Source organism: Vicinamibacterales bacterium (assembly GCA_036504215.1).
Taxonomy (GTDB): domain Bacteria; phylum Acidobacteriota; class Vicinamibacteria; order Vicinamibacterales; family Fen-181; genus FEN-299.
On sequence record DASXVO010000006.1, the window covers coordinates 73337 to 93621 of the forward strand.

Here is a 20285-nt window from a genome sequence, read left to right on the forward strand (position 1 = left end):
AGCATGACCATGACGACGAGCGCGACCCCGGCACCCGGGAAGAAGGTCAACCGCATCGGCCTCGAACTCTCCGCCTACCGCGGCGGGAAGAGCACGCTTTGTGCGGGATGCGGCCACAACGCCATCTCCGAACGAATCGTCGAGGCATTCTACGAGATGGGCGTGGACAGCCGGCGGGTGATCAAGCTCTCCGGCATCGGCTGTTCGAGCAAGAGCCCGGCGTATTTCCTGGGCCAATCGCACGGCTTCAATTCGGTCCATGGGCGCATGCCGTCGGTGGCGACGGGTGCGATGCTGGCGAACACGGATGTGACGGCCATCGGCGTCAGCGGCGACGGCGATACCGGGGCGATCGGACTCGGCCAGTTCGCCCACCTCATGCGCCGCAACGTGCCGATGATCTATATCGTGGAGAACAACGGCTGCTACGGGTTGACGAAAGGGCAGCTGTCTCCCACCGCGGACATTGGATCCACGCTCAAGAACGGTGTGGTCAACGATCTGCCGGCGATCGATCTGTGCGCGCTGGCCATCGAACTCGGCGCCAGCTTCGTGGCGCGGTCGTTCTCGGGCGACAAGAAGCAGATGGCCTCGTTGCTCAAGGCCGCCATCGCGCACCGGGGCACCGCGATGCTCGACATCATCTCGCCCTGCGTCACGTTCAACGACCACGAGGGATCGACCAAGAGCTATTCCTACGTGAAGGACCACGAGGAGCCACTCGAGGAGATCAGCTTCGTGCCGTTCTTCGAGGACATCACGGTGGACTACGAGCCCGGGACCGTGCGGCAGGTGTCGCTCCACGACGGGTCGACGGTGTTCCTGAAGAAGCTCGCGGGTGACTACGATCCCACCAACAAGGCGACGGCGCGCCGCGTGATCTACGAATCCGCCGCACGGGGCGAGTTCGCGACGGGCCTGATCTACGTGGAGCCCAGCCGTCCCGACTTCCTGACGCTGCTGAACGTGATCGACCAGCCCCTCGCGTCACTGCCGACCGAGAAGGTCCGCCCCTCACGCGAGGTGCTCGAGGCGATCATGGACAGCCTGCGCTGAGCAGCAGAACGCGTGGTTCGCTGAACGGAGAACGCCGCTGTCCCTCCTTGTCTCCTGCTCACCGCTCGGATCGATGCCTGAGTGGCGGTGACCGCGTGTCGCTGCGGCCCGTGATCCGGCGGGCGTCCCGTTGGGCTGGTGTACAATTGCGGGACTATGGAACGCACATTCGCAATCATCAAGCCCGACGCCGTCGGCCATCGGCTTGCCGGCCAGATCGTCGGCCGGATCGAGCAGGGCGGGTTTCAGATTCGTGCCATGCGCCTGGTCCATCTGACCAAGAAGGAAGCCGAGGGCTTCTACGCCGTTCATCGGGAGAAACCGTTCTTCAGTGGGTTGACCGACTTCATGTCTTCCGGGCCGGCCGTGGTGATGGTGCTCGAGGCGCCCGACGCGATCCGGAGGTGGCGTGACTTGATGGGCGCCACCGACCCGGCCAAGGCCGCTCTTGGGACGCTGCGGAAGGAGTTCGGTACCTCGATCGGGAGCAATGCGACACACGGCTCGGACGCACCCGAGACCGCGGCGTACGAGATTGGCTATTTCTTCCAGGGCATGGAGCTGATCTGAAGGATGAAGGATGAAGGATGAAGGATGAAGGCGGAAGGATGAAGGCGGAAGGATGAAGAGGAAGGATGAAGGCGGAAGGATGAAGAGGATGGCGACGTGATTCGTCCGTACCGCTCGATCCTCCCGCGTCTCCATCCAACCGTCTTCGTGGACGAGAGCGCGCAGGTGATTGGTGATGTCGAGATGGGTGAAGACGCCAGCGCGTGGATGAACGTCGTCATCCGTGGCGACGTGAACTGGATCCGCATAGGACGCCGAAGCAACATCCAGGATGGTTCGATCGTCCACGTGATGCGCGACACGCACCCGACGAGGGTCGGCGACGATGTGACCGTGGGGCACGGCGTCATACTCCACGGCTGCACGGTGCACGACCGGTGCCTGATCGGCATGGGGGCGATACTCCTGAACGGGGTCGAGGTCGGCGAGGAATCGATCGTCGCAGCCGGCACCCTCCTGCCCGAGGGCACGAAGGTGCCACCGCGCTCGCTCGTCGTGGGAAGCCCCGGCAAGGTGAGGCGCCCTCTGATTCCAGACGACGTCGCGTCGATTGCCGGCTACGCAGAACGGTACGTGCGGTACGCACGAGAGTACATGCGGAAAGATCAGCCATGATTCCTGCCATCAGGGGAACGCGCGACGTCCTGCCGGGCGAGGTTGAACGGTGGGAGTTCGTCGAGTCGACGGCCCGCCGCGTCTTTGAGCAGTACGGCTACGCGGAGGTGCGCACGCCGGTCATCGAACGTGAGGAGTTGTTCGCCAAGGGTACCGGCGAGACGACCGACATCGTGCAGAAGGAGATGTACGCGTTCACCGACAAGGGCGGGGAACGGATCACGCTCCGGCCCGAGGCGACGCCCAGCATGGTTCGGGCGTACGTCGAGCATTCGCTCGAGCAGGCGATGGCTGTGCCGAAGATCTACGCGCTCGGCCCGATGTTCCGCTACGAGCGGCCGCAGAAGGGGCGATATCGTCAGTTCCACCAGCTCGACGTCGAGGTGTTCGGCATCAACGACGCGTCGATCGACGCGGAGGTGATCGACCTCGCCTGGACGCTCATCCGGGAACTCGGGATCGCCGGGGTGGAACTCGCTGTCAACTCGGTGGGCTGCCCGGTCTGCCGGCCGGCGTTTGGCGCGGCGCTGGTCGCCGCGCTCGGCGAGGACGTCCAGAAACTCTGCGCCGACTGCCAGCGGCGCAGCGTGACGAACCCCCTGCGCATCTTCGACTGCAAGGTGCCCGCCGACCAGTCGCTGATCGATCTGCTGCCGCACAGCGTGGACTACCTGTGTGAAGAGTGCCGCACGCACTTCGACGCGGTCCGCAAGTACCTCGATCTGTACGCGATTCCGTATCGCGTCTCACATCGCCTCGTGCGGGGCCTCGACTACTACACGCGGACCACCTTCGAGGTGCTCGCCGGCCAACTCGGCGCGCAGAACGCGGTCGTCGGGGGCGGCCGCTACGACGGCCTCGTCAAGCAGCTGGGCGGGCCGGACCGTGTGGGTATCGGGTTCGCGGCCGGCATCGAGCGGCTCGTTCTCGCGTTGCCGGAGGCGCTGTCGTTGCCGGCCCGGAAACCAGATGTGTTCGTGGCCGCGCTGGGCGATCAGGCCCGTGATGCGGCGATGGCGCTGCTCCGCGACCTGCGCCGCGCCGGGCTGAACGCGCAAATGGAGTACGAGGGGCGGACGCTGAAATCACAGATGAAGCGCGCCAACCGCCTCGGGACGCCGCTCGTCTTCATCCTGGGTGACGATGAGCTGGCGCGCGGCGAGGTGAGCGTGCGCCACATGGTTGAATCCCTGCAGGAGACGATTCCCCGTACGAGCGCGGTGGAATTCGTCACCGCGCGAGCGCGGGCGGCGAGGGGCGGGCGCGGGGAGCCGAGACGCGAGGGGTGAGACCCGAGAAGTGAGAATACGGCGCCCCGAAGGTCGCACTGAATTCGATTTCGACTGTTCAATTCCGATGGGTCGCGCTTCTGCATGAGCACGAGCGGCGCGAGCGAAGGGGTCACTCTCTATGGCCGATCAGCTTGGTGAATGGACGAGGACCGATACCTGTGGCGGACTGCGGGCGTCGGATATCGGGCGCGAGGTGACGCTGCTCGGGTGGGTGCACCGCGTCCGCGACTTGGGCTCGCTCGTGTTCCTCGATGTCCGCGACCGCTACGGCCTGACACAGGTCGTCGTGCAGGAGGGCCAGGACTTCCTCGCGACCGCGAAGCACGTCCGCGCCGAGTTCGTCGCCGGCGTGACGGGCGTCGTGCGCGCCAGAGCGGTCGAGGCGGTGAACCCTCGCCTGGCCACGGGCGAAGTGGAGGTGGCGGCCCGGGAGTTCCGGGTGCTGAACGAGGCGAACGTGCCGCCGTTCCAGATCGCCGAGGAGGCGACGCTGGCGGCCGACGATCTGCGCCTGCGCTACCGCTACCTGGACCTGCGACGGCCCAAGCTCCAGGCCAACATGGTCCTTCGGCATCGGGTCGCCCTCGCCGTCCGCCGCTACTTCGACTCGCAGCAGTTCCTCGAGATCGAGACACCCGTGCTCGGCAAGTCCACCCCGGAGGGCGCGCGGGACTACCTGGTTCCGAGCCGCGTGCATCCTGGCGAGTTCTACGCGCTGCCGCAGTCTCCGCAGATCTTCAAGCAACTGCTGATGGTGGCCGGCCTCGACCGGTACTTCCAGATCGTGAAGTGCTTCCGCGACGAAGACCTGCGTGCCGACCGGCAGCCGGAGTTCACACAGGTGGACGTGGAGATGTCGTTCGCGCGTCCCGAACTCGTCTTCGCACTGATCGAGCCGCTGATGCAGGAGGTCTTTCGTGTCATCGGCCGTGACGTCACGGTGCCGTTCGGGCGGATACCGTACGCGGAGGCCATCGCCCGCTTCGGATCGGACAAACCGGACCTGCGATTCGGACTCGAGATCCAGGACTTCTCGGCGGTCTTCGCCGAATCTCCATTCGCGCCATTCCGCGATGCGCTGGCGGCCGGCGGCGTCATCCGCGGACTAGTCGTACCCGGCGCGGCGCGCTATAGCCGGAAGCAGCTCGACAGCCTGACCGAGCAGGCCAAGGCCGCCGGAGCCTCGGGATTGGTCTGGGTCCGGCAGGGCGAGGACGGCATCAAGAGCCCGGCGCTCAAGGGCGCGGGCGAAGCGGCGCTGCGCCAGAGCCTCGAGGTGGCCGGCGCTGCGCCCGCCGACCTGCTGGTGATGGCGGCCGGGCCGGCTGACGCCACGTCGAAGGTGCTGGGCCAGCTGAGACTGATCGTGGCTCGCGACGAGAACCTGATCAGGCCCGATGATTTCGCGTTCACGTGGGTCACCGAGTTCCCGATGTTCGAGTGGGACGAGGAGGAGAAACGGTACGCCGCCATGCACCACCCGTTCACCTCGCCCGTTCCGGAGGATGTCGAACAACTCGAACGCGACCCTGGCCGCGTTCGTGCGCAGGCCTACGACCTGGTGCTCAACGGCAGCGAGATTGGTGGCGGCAGCATCCGGATCCACGATGCGGCAGTCCAGGCCCGCGTGTTCCGCGCCATCAACCTCTCCGACGAGGAGGCGAAACACCGCTTCGGCTTCTTCCTGGAGGCACTGACCTACGGCACGCCGCCGCACGGTGGGATCGCCCTCGGGCTCGACCGGATTATCGCGATCCTCGCGGGCGAGTCGTCCATCCGCGAGGTGATCGCGTTCCCGAAGACCGCGGCGGCCGTCGATCTCATGACGGGTGCACCGACCGGGGTGGACGAACGGCAATTGCGTGACCTGCACCTGCTGCTCGGGCCGATTCGGTAGGCGACGTCCCGGATCGGACGCCCTTCGACCCACGCCCGGCCTCGGGCGTTTGACGTGGCCCTGCCGTTGTGGTACTATTTGTCTCTTAAGTGGTTCTACTGAAAGGAGATACGCACCGCCTAGCGGTCCTCGATGAGAAAGATTGCGGTCCCTGAAGAGGGGATTGAAACCCTGTTCGGCGCGTACGACGAGAATCTCCGCTTCCTCGAGTCTCTCCTGAATGTCACCATCCGTACCCAGGGGCAGGATCTGCTGGTCGAGGGCGACGCCCCCGACACCGAGAAGGTCGAGCGGGTCGTGTCGGGTCTTGCCTCGCTCGTCCGCGAGGGCTACCGGATCAGCAACGGCGACGTGAAGACGGCGGCACAACTGGTGGCCGACAATGCGGCCATCGAGTTGCGCGACTACTTTCTCACGGGCGCGACGCCGCGCGCGTCGGGCAAGCGGCAGGTGGCACCGAAGAGCGTCAACCAGCGGCGCTACCTCGACGCAATCGACCAGAACGACATCGTGTTCGGCATCGGGCCGGCGGGAACGGGGAAGACCTACCTCGCGATGGCCCAGGCAGTGACCTTCCTGCTGGCCAAGAAGGTCGCACGGATCATCCTGGCACGGCCGGCGGTCGAGGCCGGCGAGAAGCTCGGGTTCCTGCCCGGCGACCTGCAGGAGAAGGTGAACCCGTATCTGCGGCCGCTGTACGACGCGTTGTACGACATGCTCGACGCGGAGCGCGTCGAACGGCTCCTCGAGCGGGGTACGATCGAGATTGCGCCGATTGCCTTCATGCGCGGCCGCACGCTGAACGACTCGTTCGTCATCCTCGACGAAGCGCAGAACACGACGTCCGAGCAGATGAAGATGTTTCTGACGCGGCTCGGATTCGGCTCGAAGGCCGTCATCACGGGGGACATCACGCAAATCGATCTGCCGTCCGGCCACACCTCCGGGCTCATCGAAGCGATGAAGGTCGTATCGGACATCGAAGGGATCGCCTTCACCTACTTCGACGAGCGGGACGTGGTGCGGCACAAGCTCGTACAGCAGATCGTCAAGGCGTACGAAGCGTTCTCGAACGGCAACGGCTCGAAACGTCGCTTTTCCTGACGAACCATGTCCGACGGAGTTCCAAGACCGCGTTCCCTTCGCATCATGGTCACGGATGAGTCCGGCCGGGCGCGGCGGGCTCCTGCGCTCGCCGGCTGGCTCGAGCGGATTGCCCCGGCTCGTGCGCGCGGCGCGGTGACCATTGCGCTCGTGGACGACCGGACGATCCGGCGGTTGAACCGCACGTTTGCGGGTCTCAACCGAGTCACCGACGTGCTGTCCTTTCCGGTGGAGCCGCGACCTGGGCCGGCACGCAGGCCCGCCACGACGGTGCCCGGATCGCGGGCGCGCAGGCCCGCCACCGCAGGGACCGCAGCGGCTGAGGGAGGCGATGACCGCAAACCGGAACTGGGCGACATCGTCATTGCCACGGGCGTGGCGCGTCGCCAGGCGCGCGAGGCCGGCCATTCGTACTCCGACGAACTGCGCATCCTGGCGCTCCATGGCCTCCTGCATCTGCTCGGCTACGACCACCACGTGGACGGCGGCCAGATGGCGCGCCTCGAGACGCGGTTGCTCCGAAAGGGCGGTCTGCGGGCAGGTGTGATCGAACGGGCGAGGCCGGCATGACGCCGCTCCTTCTCTTCTTGATCGCATGCGGGCTCGTCTATCTCGGGACGGTCGAGGCGGCCTTCAGCGCGCTCATGCGACTTTCCTTGCGCCTCCTGGCCGAGCGTGCCGGCCGGTCGGAGACGCTGGGCCGGTATCTCGACGACCCGGTGCTGTTCTTCGTGCCCGTGCGGCTCCTGGTCGGTGCGTGCGCGGTGGTCACCACCGTCCTGCTCATGCGAGAAGTCGGCGTCGACACACCGCACAGGCTGCTCGCCGTTGTCCTCGCGGAATTGGCCCTCCTCGTGGTCTGCGAGCACCTGACGCCGCTGCTCATCGTCCGGCGCGATCCCGGGCGGATCCTCGAGGTGCTGCTGCCGTCCTTCACGGTCATCGCCGGGCCGTTGCGCCCGCTCACGATTGCGCTGGTTCGTCTGGACGTGGTCCGGCGCGAGCGGGGGGCAGCGGCGACGCCAGAGACCGAAGAGCAGCAGGGGGAAGCCGCCCAGGCGTATCTCGAGGCCGGTGAACAGGAGGGGCTGATCGAAGGCGATGAGCGGCGGTTGATCCAGTCGATCGTCGAGTTCAGCGACACGCTCGTGCGCGAGGTGATGACGCCGCGGCCGGACATCGTGGCGATTCGCGCGGAGGCGACGCTCGGCGATCTGCGGACGCTGCTCCGCGAGCAGACCTACTCGCGGATTCCGGTCTTCCGGGAGGGGCTCGACAATATCCTGGGCTTCGTCTCGGTCAAGGATCTGATTCCGCTCACGGATGCCGAGGACCGGGCGATCACGACGCTGATGCGGCCGGCGTATTTTGTTCCCGAAACGAAGAAGGTCTCGGACCTGCTGAAGGAGTTCCAGCGCCGGCAGGTGCAGATCGCCGTCGTCGTGGACGAGTACGGGGGCACGGCTGGTCTCGCGACGCTCGAGGACCTGATTGAAGAGATCGTCGGCGAGATCCGCGACGAGTACGACGAAGAGTCGGAACCGATTACGGATGAAGGGAACGGCGTCTTCGTGTTCAGCGGCAAGGTGGACATCGACGAGGTGAATGAGCGCCTCGGCGTCGGGATCGAACGCGAAGGCTTCGAGACGGTGGGTGGATACCTGCTGTCGCACCTGGGACGCGTACCGGCAGTGGGCGAGAAGTTCGACGTCGACGACCTCGCCGTCGAAGTCTTGGAAGCCGAGCGCCGGCGCGTGACGAAGGTCAGGTTTCGCAAGCGGGAAGGTGTTGCGAAGATCGAACAGTGAGGCGCAGAGTGGCAAAATCCGAGTGGCACGGGCGTCCCGCCCGTGATGGTGACAGATGCACTGTGGTTTCGTCGCGTTGATCGGCCGCCCCAACGTCGGAAAATCGACGTTGCTCAATCGCGTGGTGGGCACCAAGCTCGCCATCGTGTCGGACAAGCCCCAGACGACGCGGAACCGGATTGCCGGCGTGCGGACGTTCGAGGATGGCCAGGTGGTGTTCCTCGATACGCCGGGCATCCACCGGCCGATGCACCGTATGAACGTGCGGATGGTCGATGCGGCCGTCGAGGGCATGCGCCAGGCGGACGTCGTCGCGCTGATCACGGATGCCACGGACGGTCGGGCGGGAACGGGCGAACGGTTCATCCTCGCTCAGGTGAAGCAGGCCCGCGCGCCCGTGGTGCTCGTGATCAACAAGATCGATCGCGTGCCGCGCCCGAAGCTGCTGCCCCTGATTGACGCGTGGCGGTCGCGCCGCGAGTTCGCAGACATCGTGCCCGTCTCGGCGCTGACGGGCGAGAACGTGGACCGTCTCGAGCGAGTGTTCCTGGAGCGGCTGCCGGAAGGCGAGCCGATGTATCCGACGGATTACCTGACGGACCAACCCGAACGATTCTTCGTGGCGGAGACCGTGCGTGAGAAGGTGCTCGGGTTGACGCACGCCGAGATTCCGTTCTCGAGCGCGGTCGTCGTCGACAAGTTCGAGGAGCCGGACGAGGCGGGCCTGATGCGGCTCTACTGCTCGATTCTGGTCGAGCGGGAATCGCAGAAGCCGATCCTGATCGGCCGGGCCGGCGAGATGATCAAGCGGATTGGCACCGCAGCGCGCCACGATCTCGAGGCGTTCTTCGAGGCGCGGGTGTATCTCGACCTTCGGGTCAAGGTCCAGTCCGAGTGGCGTGAGAACGACCGGTTGCTCGACCAGTTGGGCATGCCGCGTCGCAGCTAGGTCGTGGTAGAGTAAGGAGTTTGGCGCACGCAAGCCATGCCTCTCTACAAGACCGAGGCGCTGATTCTGCGGACGTACAAGCTCGGGGAAGCCGACCGCATCGTGGTGTTCCTCACCCGCGATCGCGGCAAGAAGCGGGGCGTGGCCAATGGGGCGCGTCGTCCGCGTTCGAAATTCGCAGGGGCCCTCGAGCCGTTCACGCAGGTTGGCGTCACGTACTACGAACGGGAGCAGCGCGACCTGGTGCGTCTGAGCTACGCCGAGGCGCAATGCTCGCCCCTGTTCGCGACCCGGCCGGATGCGCTGGCCCACGTCGGGTACTTTGCCGAACTGATGGACGAGTGGGCGCAGGAGGGGGACCCGAACGAGCGCCTCTACCGTCTGGGGGCGTCCACGGTCGAGGCGCTGGCGGCCGGGGTGCCGACGGCGCCGCTGGCGCGCTACTTCGAGTACTGGTTGTTGCGCCTTCAGGGTGTCTATCCTCCGCACGTGGCGTGCCAGCGGTGCGGGACGGCGCTCGACGGGGAGGCGACCGGCGCGTGGCTCGAGCCGAGCGGACACCGCTTCACCTGTCACGCGTGCACGGGCGGTGAGCCGGAACAGGACGAACCGCGGCGAATCTCGCTCTCGCCCGAGGCCCTGACCTTTCTTGGCATGGCGGGCCGCGTCGCGCCGCAGCGGCTGGGGAGCGTGCCCCTGCTGCCGAGGATCGATCGCGAACTCGAATCGGTGCACCGCGCGTTGATGCGTGTGCACCTGGAGAAGGACCTGCGGTCCACGCGCGTGTTGCGCGACCTGCGCCGGTAGGCGGAGCAGTGCAGTATTGATCGCGATGACGTTTCAAGACCTGATTCTCAAGCTCTCGGAGTTCTGGTCCTCGCACGGTTGCCTCATTCAGCAGCCGATCGACATCGAGGTCGGTGCCGGAACGTCACACATCGAGACCTTCCTGCGAGTGCTCGGGCCGCGGCACTGGAACGTGGCCTATGTGCAGCCGTCACGCCGGCCCGATGACGGCCGCTTTGGCGAGAACCCGAACCGGCTCTTCAAGCACCATCAGCTCCAGGTCATCCTGAAGCCGGCGCCCGACGAGGTTCAGCAAACCTACCTGCAGAGTCTCGAGGCGTGCGGCATCGATCCGCGGCACCACGACATCCGGTTCGAAGAGGACAACTGGGAGTCGCCGACGCTCGGGGCGTGGGGAATCGGCTGGCAGGTGATGCTCGACGGCCAGGAGATCACGCAGTTCACCTACTTCCAGCAGGTGGGCGGGATCGACCTCGCGCCGATCTCGGCGGAGATTACGTACGGGTTGGAACGGATCGCGATGTTCCTGCAGAAGGTGGACAGCGTCTACGACCTGCAGTGGGCTCCCGGCGTCACGTACGGCGAGGTGCGGTTGCGCGACGAGATCGAGCAGTCGAAGTACGCGTTCGGCCAGGTGGACATGCCGCACGAGGAGTTCGTCGCGTTCCACCGCGACCTGTTCGACAAGCATCACGCGTTCGCGCACACGCTGTTGAAATCGAAGCTCTTGCTCCCAGCCTACGAACAGTGCCTGAAGTGCTCGCACCTGTTCAATCTCCTCGATTCATCGGGCGGTGTGGGCGTGACGGAGCGGACCGCGTACATCCTGAAGGTTCGGCAACTGGCGGTCGGCGTGGCGCAGGCGTACGTCGAAGGGCTGAAACCGCCCGACGCCGCCGAGGCAACCTAGACGAGGACCGGCGACTACTGTGGATCGCGAGCTGTTGATTGAAATCGGGACCGAGGAACTGCCAGCCTCCTGGCTGCCCTCGTTGACGCGCCAGTTGGGCGACCATCTTGCTGCGCGCCTGACGGCGTTGCGGGTGCCGGCCGACGCACCGGTCGAAACCTACAGCACTCCCCGCCGGCTGACGGCCCGCATCGCGCGGATGCCGGAGCGGCAGACCAACCTCGAAGACGTCATCAGCGGCCCGGCGCTCGCCGCCGCCTTCAGGCCGGACGGCCAGCCGACGCCGGCCGCGATCGGATTCGCCCGCAAGCACGGCGTTGACGTCGGTGCCCTCGAGCGCGTTGACACGCCGAAGGGCACGTACCTCGCGTTCCGCCGGTTCCAGCGTGGCCGCGCCGCGGTTGACGTATTGCCGGAGGTGCTCTTCGGTGTGCTTCGCGACATGGCGTTCCCCAAGCAGATGCACTGGGACGCATGGCTCGACGACGGGAAGGGCGAGCTGCTGTTTGGCCGGCCGATTCGCTGGATCCTGTTTCTCTACGGCGGGCGCGTGGTGCCGTTCACCATCGGGCGCACGGAACTGGCGCAAAGCGGTCTCGTTCAGGAGGTCAGGTCCGCCGCCGTGACGTACGGTCACCGGTTTCTCGCCACGAGCGGCCGTGCCGGGCGCGCGATCAAGGTGCGGTCGTTCGACGAGTACCGGACGAAGCTCGTGGAGAGCTTCGTCCTGCTCGATCGAAGTGAACGGCACGAGAAGATCGCGCGGGAGCTCGACGCGCACGCGCAGCGTCTCGGCGGGCGGGTGAGCAAGGCCGCCTCCGCGCAGTCGGGCCTCCTCCAGGAAGTGCCGGACCTCGTCGAGTATCCAGCCGTCGTCGCGGGCACATTTGCCGCGGAATTCCTTGCGCTACCGGAAGAAGTGCTGACGACCACGATGATCCACCACCAGCATTTCTTTCCGGTGGTGAATCCCGCCGGCCGGTTGATGGCGGCGTTCCTCGCCGTGACCAACACCCAGGCGGACAACGCGCGTACGATCTCCCGCAACTGCGAACGGGTGCTGACGGCGCGCCTGCGCGACGCGCGGTTCTTCGTCGATGCGGACCGCTCGAGGAAACTGGAGGAGCGGGTGGCGACGCTCGCGACCCTCCTGTTCCACAAGAAGCTGGGCAGCTACCGCGCGAAGTCGTCACGCCTCGAACACCTTGCCGGTTGGCTGGTCGGCGACGTCATGAAATCGCCGCTCCTGCGCGACGCGGCAGCCACGGCCGGTCGACTGGCGAAGACGGATCTCGTCACCGACATGGTCCGGGAGCTGACCGAGCTGCAGGGGACGATGGGCGGGATTTACGCCCGCGACGAAGGGATGAGCGAGTCGATCTGGCGGGCGATTTACCACCAGTACCTGCCGGCCGGTGTCGAGGTCGACGCGCCCCCGTCGACTACCGAGCTCGGGCCGGCTGCCGTCACGTGGGCCGGCGTATCCGTGGCGGACAAGGTCGACACGCTGGTGAGCATGTTCGCGGCCGGCGAACGGCCAACTGGAACGCGCGATCCGTTCGGTCTCCGGCGTCAGGCTCACGGCCTCCTCAGGGTGCTCGTCGACCTGCCGGAACTGACGGGCATCACCGAGGTGGTGGACCTCGGAGCCGTGCTCCGGGAAGCGCGCGCAACCCTGACGTCGACCGCCGAGGCCGGTGTCGTCGTGCCCGTGGCGTCGGCGCAGGAGACCGAAGACCTCCGGATGTTCCTCGCCGAGCGGCTGCGGTACCTCTTCCAGCAGCGCGGATTCGTCTACGACGAGATCAATGCGATCTCGGGCTCGGCGCGCGGCTTCGTGGACGTGCCGTTCGATGCCCGCTTGCGGCTCGAGGCCTTGCACCGCGTGCGGTCGTCGCCGGATTTCGAAGCCCTGGCGGTGGCGTTCAAGCGGGTGAAGAACCTCGCAAGGGAGTTGAAGCAGGGGCCGATAGAGGCCGTGGATCGCCTCGCCGAGCCGGCCGAACTGGCCTTGCTGGAGGCGTTCCGCACGCGGGGTGATGCCGTTCGCGCGGCAGCCGACCGGCGCGACTACGACGGAGCGTTCCGCCTCGCATCGGGGTTCCGCCCCGCGGTTGATCGCTTCTTTACCGATGTGTTCGTGATGGTCGACGACGTCCCGCTGCGGGAACAGCGGCTCACGCTGATCTGGAGGTTACACGAGCTGATGCAGGATCTGGCGGACATCTCGGAGATCGTTCCTCAGTCGAATTGAATCGGTGGTTCAATTCTTTTCTCATCCCTACATACTGGAGTCAGAAGGCGATGGCCAAGAAGACGGCAGTGAAGGTTCGAGGCAAGGCCCCTGTGAAGAAGACCGCGCCGGCAAGCAAGAAGGCGATGGCCGCCCCCGCGAAGAAGGCGAAGGCGACCAAATACGTGTATTTCTTCGGCGGCGGCAAGGCTGACGGCAACCGTACGATGAAGGACCTGCTCGGCGGCAAGGGCTCCGGCCTCGCCGAGATGACCAATGCCGGATTGCCGGTCCCTCCCGGCTTCACGATCACGACGGCGGCGTGCAACCTGTACTACGAACTGGGCCGAAAGGTGCCGGCCGATGTCGAGCTGCAGATGGAAGCGAACCTGCTGAAGCTCGAGAAGGTTGCCGGGCAGAAGTTCGGGTCGGTCCAGAATCCACTGCTCGTGTCGGTCCGTTCGGGCGCGAAGTTCTCGATGCCCGGCATGATGGATACGATCCTCAATCTCGGTCTCAACGATGAAACGGTCGAGGGCTTGAAGGCTCGCACCGGCAACGGTCGGTTCGCGTACGACAGCTACCGCCGCTTCATGCAGATGTACGGCAACGTTGTCCTCGAGATTCCGAAGGAGGAGTTCGAGAAGGAATTCGACGCCGTCAAGCACGAGCGCGGCGCGAAGCTCGACACCGATCTCGACGAACAGGCCCTCCGCGACGTCGTGAAGCGCTACAAGGGTGTCGTCAGGCACAAGACCGGTAAGGCGTTCCCGACCGACCCGATGGAGCAGCTGCGCGGCGCCCGCAACGCGGTGTTCCGCTCGTGGAACAACCCGCGCGCCAAGTCCTACCGCGCGATCTACGAGATCCCGGACCATATCGGCACCGCGGTCAACGTTCAGCTGATGGTGTTCGGCAACAGCGGCGATCGCTCGGCGACGGGCGTGGGCTTCACGCGCAACCCGGCCAACGGCGCGAAGGAGTTCTACGGCGAGTTCCTGATCAACGCGCAGGGCGAGGACGTCGTCGCCGGCATCCGGACGCCGATGCCGATCGTCGAGCTCGAGAAGGTGATGCCGCAGGCCTACAAGGAACTGCGCGCCCACACCACGAAGCTCGAGAAGCACTACAAGGACGTGCAGGACTTCGAGTTCACCATCGAGAACGAGAAGCTCTTCATGCTCCAGACCCGCAACGGCAAGCGCACGGGCTACGCCGCGGTCGTGATCGCCACCGACCTCGTGGCGGAGAAGCTGCTGACGCCGAAGGAAGGGCTCCTGCTGGTCGAGCCGTCCTCGCTGTCGCAGTTGCTCTCTCCGGTGTTCGATCCGAAGGAATGGAAGAACATCCCGGTGGCCACCAAGGGCCTGCCGGCCTCGCCGGGCGCGGCGTCCGGCCAGGTGGTCTTCACGGCCGACGAGGCCGTGACCTGGAGCGACCAGGGTAAGAAGGTCGTCCTCGTTCGCAAGGAGACCGTGCCGGACGACATCCACGGCATGTTCGTGTCCCAGGGCGTCCTGACCGCGACGGGCGGGATGACCTCTCACGCCGCAGTGGTCGGTCGCCAGATGGGCAAGCCGGCGGTCGTCGGCGCCTCCGAGATCCGGGTCAATGAGGAAGCGAAGACCGTGGTCGTCGGCGGCAAGACGCTGCACGAGGGCGACTACATCGCCTTCGACGGCCTGTCGGGCGAGGTGAAGGTGGAGAAGGTCGCCACCAAGCCGAGCGAGATCCTGCAGGTCATCAACGGGACGATGAAGGCCGAGACCTCGGACATCTACCAGCGCTTCGCCAAGCTGCTGGAGTGGGCCGACAAGGTTCGCCGTCTGGGCATCCGCGCCAACGCGGACCTGCCCGACCAGGCCGAGATCGCGTACGCGTTCGGCGCCCGCGGCATCGGTCTCTGCCGGACCGAGCACATGTTCTTTGCTGACGATCGGCTGCCGATCGTGCGCCGGATGATCCTCGCGGACAACGAGGAGGACCGCAAGAAGGCCGTGAACGAGCTGCTCCCGATGCAGCGCAAGGACTTCTACGGCGTGTTCAAGGCGATGCACGGATGCCCGGTCACCGTCCGCACGATCGACCCGCCGCTGCACGAATTCCTGCCGAAACGCGAAGACCTCATGGTCGAAGTGGCGAAGCTCGAAGTCGGTAACGGCGACAAGAAGCAGCTGGAAGAGACCAGGGCGCTGCTCGCGCGCGTGGAACAGTTGCACGAGTTCAACCCGATGCTCGGTCACCGCGGATGCCGCCTCGGCATCACGTACCCCGAGATCACCGAGATGCAGACCCGCGCGATCATGGAAGCCGCCTGTCAGCTCAACAAGGAAGGGCTGAAGGTCGTTCCGGAAATCATGATCCCGCTCGTCGGCCTCGTGAAGGAATTGAAGGACCAGAAGACAATCGTCGAACGCGTGTGCCAGCAGGTCATCAAGGAGCAGGGCATCAAGATCAAGTACCTGATCGGTACGATGATCGAGGTGCCGCGCGGCGCGGTGACGGCCGACGAGATTGCCGCCGAAGCCCAGTTCTTCTCCTTCGGAACCAACGACCTGACGCAGATGACCTTCGGCTTCTCGCGCGATGACGCCGGCAAGTTCCTGAAGATCTATCAGGAGAAGCGGATCCTCGACGCGGATCCGTTTGCGAGTATCGACACGGTCGGCGTGGGCAAGCTGGTGGCCATGGCCTGCGAACTTGGTCGCAAGACGCGCCCCGAGATCAAGCTCGGCGTGTGCGGTGAGCATGGCGGCGACCCGGCGTCGATCCACTTCTTCGAGAAGGTGGGCCTCGCCTATGTGAGCTGCTCGCCGTTCCGCGTGCCGGTGGCGAGGCTGGCGGCGGCCCATGCCGCCTTGGCGGTCAAGGTCGGCGACTAGGGCTCCGGACTCCGGGCTCTGGGCTACGATTGAAGGCCAGGAGGTGGACATCCGCCTCCTGGCCTTGTGTTTTTCTGGCATGATCAGGCGTGTATGGGCAAAGTCCATCGTCTCTCTCCGGAGTTGGCGAATCAGATCGCTGCGGGCGAGGTTGTCGAACGGCCGGCATCCGTCGTGAAGGAGTTGGTGGAGAACGCGATCGACGCCCGGGCCACCCGCATCGCGATCGCATGCGAGTTGGGCGGGAAGAAGCTGATTCGGGTCGAAGACGACGGAGAAGGCATGGGGGCGGAGGACGCGCAACTGGCGCTGGATCGGCACGCGACGAGCAAGATCGCACGGTCGGAGGACCTCGCCGCCATCCTCACGCATGGCTTCCGTGGAGAGGCGTTGCCGAGCATCGCATCCGTGTCGCATCTCAGCCTGCGGACGCGGCCCGCAGACGCCACGAGCGGGACGGAGATTCGCGTGAACGGGGGCACCGTGTCGTCGGTGCGAGAGGTGGGCGCGCCCCAGGGCACGACGGTTGACGTCTCGGACCTGTTCTACAACCTGCCGGCTCGTCGCAAGTTCCTGAAGTCGGACGGTGCGGAGTCCGCGCAGATCTCGCGAATGGTGACGCAACTGGCTCTCGCGTACCCCCAGGTGGGGTTCACGCTGGCGAACGCCGGACGCAAGGTCCTGGCGTGCCCACCGGTCCGCACGCTGCGCGAACGGTTCTATCAGCTGTACGGCGAACGGGAGGACCTGGTCGAGGTTGGGAAGGAGGCATCGGGGATTCGCATCTTCGGCCTCATCGCCGCCCTCGCTGAGCAGGGACCGAAGCGTGGCCCGCAGAACATCTTCGTCAATCGCCGGATCGTGAAGGACAAGACGATTGCCCACGCGATCATCGAGGCTTACAGCGTCGCGTCGGTCAAGGAGCGCAGCCCGGAGGTTCACCTCTTCATCGAAATGCCAGCCGACCAGGTGGACGTCAACGTCCATCCGACGAAGGCCGAGGTGCGTTTCCGGAACCAATCGTCGGTACACGAAGTGGTTCGTCGCGCGCTCGGAGCGGCGCTTGGGCAGGGGCCCGCGCCGGAACTGCAACTCCGTGGGGAAGCCCTGCCCGTTGCGCAGCCGGTGACGCTGTCGTTTCCGGGGTTGCTCGGCGGCATCTATCCGAACCGATGGACACCGGTGCCGCAGAGGGCGGATCTGAGCGGGACAGGCGCCCCGCCTGTCGGGACCACGGGCGAGACGCCCGTGCCACTCCTGCCGCGGGGGGCGGGTCTGAGTGGGACAGGCGTCCCGCCTGGCCATCCGGCGCCGGGTTCACTGGGCGGCTCGATCGGCGTGCGGCCCATGATTCCTCTCGGTCAGTTCCGCGACACGTTCATCATCGCGATCGACGACGAAGGCATCGCGATCATCGACCAGCACGTGGCGCACGAGCGGGTACTGTTCGAACGGGTCATGCAAAGGCTCACCGACGGCCGCCTCGAGAGCCAGCGGCTTCTCGAACCGCTGGTCGTCGAGTTGTCGGCGAGCGGCCTCGAGATCCTCCTCGCACGGACCGTGGAGCTCGACCGCTTCGGTTTCGAGGTGTCGGAGTTCGGCGGCCACAGCCTGCAACTGGCGGCCGTGCCCGCACTGCTGACGCCAGACGAGAGCGTGGCCGCGGTGCGCGCGCTCGCCGAGGACCTGGACGGCCTCGAACAGGGCGCGACCGTGGACGAGGCACTGAAGAGAATTGCGGCAATGACGGCTTGCCACGCGGCCGTGAAAGCGAATGACCCGCTGACCCACGAGAAGATGGTGCACATCCTCGAGGAGTTGCGGCGCACGGCCTATTCGACCGTCTGCCCGCACGGGCGGCCGGTGATGCTGCGCCTCACGAGGCGAGAGATCGAGAAGAACTTCCAGCGGATCTGAGATGGCCCGGCGGGCACGGAGGTCCGCCACCACTGCGACCCTGCGTGGCCCGGGCGTCGCGCCCGGGAGAGGCCTGCCGCCTACGTCCGCCGCTTCCGCTTGATCTCCTCCCACCCGTCCAGCCGCCGCTTGATCTCTTTCTCGAAACCGCGCTCGGTGGGGTGGTAGTATTTCCGGCCCTGCAGGCGCTCGGGCAGGCAGTCCATCGCCGCGACGGCGTCCTTCTCGTTGTGCGCGTACTGATAGCCCTTGCCGTACTCGAGGTCCTTCATCAACTTCGTCGGCGCGTTCCGCAGGTGCAGGGGCACCGGTTCCGCGACGTCGTGCAGCGCCTCGCTGGCCGCCTGGCTGTAGGCCACGTAGATGGCGTTGCTCTTGGGTGCGGTCGCCATGTAGACGACGGCCTCTGCGAGCGCGTTGTTGCCCTCCGGCATGCCGATGAAGTGAACCGCCTCCTTGGCGGCCATCGCCACGCTCAGCGCCTGCGGGTCGGCGATGCCGATGTCCTCCGAGGCGAACCGGACGACGCGCCGTGTGATGTACAGCGCGTCCTCTCCGGCCTCGAGCATTCGCGCGAGCCAGTACACCGCTGCGTCGGGGTCGCTGTTGCGCATCGACTTGTGGAGGGCGGAGATCAGGTTGTAGTGCTCCTCGCCGTTCTTGTCGTAGAGGAGCGTGCGCCGTTGGACGGCCTGTTCGACGAACCCGACGTCCACGTGTCCCCGTGGGCCGCCGGCCCCGTGCGGGGCGGTGGTGACGGTGGCCTCGAGCAGGTTGAGGCCCGTGCGTGCGTCGCCGTTCGCCAGCCGGGCGATGGTGTTGAGCGCGTCGGGATCGACGTCGACCTCTTCGCTTCCCAGGCCGCGGTCTGGGTCGTTCAGCGCCCGTGTCAGGACCTCGATCGTCGCGTCGAGCGTGAGCGGCTTCAAGACGTAGACCTGGGAACGCGAGAGCAACGCCGAGATCACCTCGAACGAGGGATTCTCGGTCGTGGCGCCAATCAGCACGATGTCGCCGGCTTCGACACGGGGAAGGAAGGCATCCTGCTGGGCCTTGTTGAAACGATGGATTTCGTCCACGAAGAGGATGGTCCGGCGGCCGAGGCGGCGTCGGGCCTGTTCGGCCTCGGCCATGACCGCCTTGATTTCCTTGATTCCAGCGAGCACCGCGCTGAACGAGATGAAGTGCGCGCGGGTGACGTGGGCGATCAGGCGAGCGAGCGTGGTCTTGCCGGTGCCGGGTGGCCCCCAGAGGATGATGGACTGCACGAGGTCGCGCTCGATCGCGACCCGGAGCGGCCGGCCCGGCGCCAGTAGCTCATCCTGGCCCAGCAATTCCTCGAAGGACCGGGGGCGCATCCGTTCGGCCAGCGGCGACTTCAGGTCGGCGGGCAACGCGCCTTCATCACCAAACAAGTTCCCTGACATGCCCCACAGCATAGCAGAGGCTACTGCGGTCGCTGTCTCGCGGCCGCGTAGACCAGGAGGGCCGCGGCCACCGCGACGTTCAACGATTCGACCGGGTGCTGCATCGGAATCGAGACGCCATCGTCGGCCGCGTCAATCACCGCGGACGCCAGCCCTGGTCCCTCACCGCCGAGCAGGAAGGCAAGCGGGACGCGCAGGTCGACAGCATCCGGGCTCCTTCCCCCTCGCGGGATCGTGGCCAGCAGCCGGATGTCGGCCGCGCGGATCGCGCCGATGGTTTCAAGGAGATCCAGTTGCGCGGCGACGGGCAGGCGGAGCGTGCTGCCCATCGATCCACGCAGCGCCTTCCAGCCGAACGGATCGGCACTGGCTCCGCAGAAGACGACACCTGTTGCGCCCCCCGCCTCGGCTGCGCGGATGATCGCGCCGACGTTCCCGGGATCCTGCACATCGGCGGCGACGAGGAGGAGTTGGGGGCGCCGCTCGAGGACGCGCGTGAGCGAACACGCCGGGCGCGCCGCGATGGCCACGATTCCCGACGGTGTCCGCGCGGGGCTCATCGCGTCGAGCACAGCCTCCGACACTTCGACGACGTCTGCCGCCTGCGCGGAGAGTGCGTGCGCCAGGCGTGCGCCCTCGTCGGAGGCGAGAGCGCACGACCCGAATGCAGCCGTCTCGATGCGGAGGCCCGCGCCCACCGCATCCGACACGAGATGGTGGCCGTCGAGCAACAGCCGGTCGTCTCCAGCCGTCGGTCCGCGGGCCAGGGCGCGGAAGGTCGCGACGAGGGGGTGCTGACGGCTGGAGATGCGTTTCAT

At 66.3% G+C, this 20285-nt stretch carries 16 protein-coding genes; 14 read left to right on the forward strand and 2 right to left on the reverse strand.

The features are described 5' to 3' along the window. The first annotated feature begins 3 nt into the window (after nt 1-3). From VGK32_01890 to mutL, 14 genes are all read left to right on the forward strand, one after another. The gene (locus VGK32_01890; GenBank protein HEY3380485.1) at nt 4-1056 is read left to right on the forward strand and encodes a 2-oxoacid:ferredoxin oxidoreductase subunit beta; all 1053 of its coding nucleotides are present in this window, start codon (nt 4-6) and stop codon (nt 1054-1056) included. A gap of 156 nt (nt 1057-1212) precedes the next feature. Then, nucleotides 1213-1626, forward strand: coding sequence for a nucleoside-diphosphate kinase (gene ndk / locus VGK32_01895; GenBank protein ID HEY3380486.1), 414 nt, complete (start codon nt 1213-1215; stop codon nt 1624-1626). Nucleotides 1627-1722: 96 nt separating this feature from the next. After that, nucleotides 1723-2241 carry a gamma carbonic anhydrase family protein gene (locus tag VGK32_01900; GenBank protein ID HEY3380487.1) on the forward strand — a complete coding sequence of 173 codons (519 nt, stop codon included), beginning with the start codon at nt 1723-1725 and terminating at the stop codon, nt 2239-2241. Continuing rightward, entirely contained in the window at nt 2238-3530 is a 1293-nt protein-coding gene (gene hisS / locus VGK32_01905) for a histidine--tRNA ligase (GenBank protein ID HEY3380488.1), read from the forward strand. The genes VGK32_01900 and hisS overlap by 4 nt, the downstream gene beginning before the upstream one ends. Nucleotides 3531-3651: 121 nt before the next feature. Next, nucleotides 3652-5430 carry an aspartate--tRNA ligase gene (aspS, locus tag VGK32_01910; protein ID HEY3380489.1) on the forward strand — a complete coding sequence of 593 codons (1779 nt, stop codon included), beginning with the start codon at nt 3652-3654 and terminating at the stop codon, nt 5428-5430. 132 nt (nt 5431-5562) lie between these two features. Further along, on the forward strand, nt 5563-6534 hold the full coding sequence (locus VGK32_01915) for a PhoH family protein (GenBank protein ID HEY3380490.1): 972 nt from the start codon (nt 5563-5565) through the stop codon (nt 6532-6534). 6 nt (nt 6535-6540) lie between these two features. Further along, the gene (ybeY, locus tag VGK32_01920) at nt 6541-7104 is read left to right on the forward strand and encodes an rRNA maturation RNase YbeY (GenBank protein HEY3380491.1); all 564 of its coding nucleotides are present in this window, start codon (nt 6541-6543) and stop codon (nt 7102-7104) included. After that, the gene (locus VGK32_01925; protein HEY3380492.1) at nt 7101-8342 is read left to right on the forward strand and encodes a hemolysin family protein; all 1242 of its coding nucleotides are present in this window, start codon (nt 7101-7103) and stop codon (nt 8340-8342) included. Before ybeY ends, VGK32_01925 begins: the two co-directional genes overlap by 4 nt. Before the next feature lie 55 nt (nt 8343-8397). Next, nucleotides 8398-9291 carry a GTPase Era gene (gene era / locus VGK32_01930; protein ID HEY3380493.1) on the forward strand — a complete coding sequence of 298 codons (894 nt, stop codon included), beginning with the start codon at nt 8398-8400 and terminating at the stop codon, nt 9289-9291. 36 nt (nt 9292-9327) lie between these two features. Further along, on the forward strand, nt 9328-10098 hold the full coding sequence (gene recO / locus VGK32_01935; GenBank protein HEY3380494.1) for a DNA repair protein RecO: 771 nt from the start codon (nt 9328-9330) through the stop codon (nt 10096-10098). A 25-nt stretch (nt 10099-10123) separates the two neighbouring features. Continuing rightward, nucleotides 10124-11008, forward strand: a complete 885-nt coding sequence (locus VGK32_01940; protein HEY3380495.1) for a glycine--tRNA ligase subunit alpha — start codon at nt 10124-10126, stop codon at nt 11006-11008. A 19-nt stretch (nt 11009-11027) separates the two neighbouring features. Further along, nucleotides 11028-13262: a glycine--tRNA ligase subunit beta gene (glyS, locus tag VGK32_01945; protein HEY3380496.1), complete on the forward strand. Its 2235-nt coding sequence runs from the start codon at nt 11028-11030 to the stop codon at nt 13260-13262. A 50-nt stretch (nt 13263-13312) separates the two neighbouring features. Continuing rightward, nucleotides 13313-16123 (forward strand): pyruvate, phosphate dikinase, encoded by a 2811-nt coding sequence (gene ppdK / locus VGK32_01950; protein ID HEY3380497.1) that lies wholly within the window; start codon nt 13313-13315, stop codon nt 16121-16123. A gap of 93 nt (nt 16124-16216) precedes the next feature. Further along, a complete protein-coding gene (gene mutL, locus VGK32_01955) occupies nt 16217-18040 on the forward strand; it encodes a DNA mismatch repair endonuclease MutL (GenBank protein HEY3380498.1) in 1824 nt (607 codons plus the stop codon). Between the two features lie 80 nt (nt 18041-18120). Here mutL and VGK32_01960 read toward each other — a convergent pair whose 3' ends face one another. Beyond that, the gene (locus tag VGK32_01960; protein HEY3380499.1) at nt 18121-19467 is read right to left on the reverse strand and encodes a replication-associated recombination protein A; all 1347 of its coding nucleotides are present in this window, start codon (nt 19465-19467) and stop codon (nt 18121-18123) included. Nucleotides 19468-19487: 20 nt separating this feature from the next. Further along, nucleotides 19488-20285: an RNA methyltransferase gene (locus VGK32_01965; protein HEY3380500.1), complete on the reverse strand. Its 798-nt coding sequence runs from the start codon at nt 20283-20285 to the stop codon at nt 19488-19490.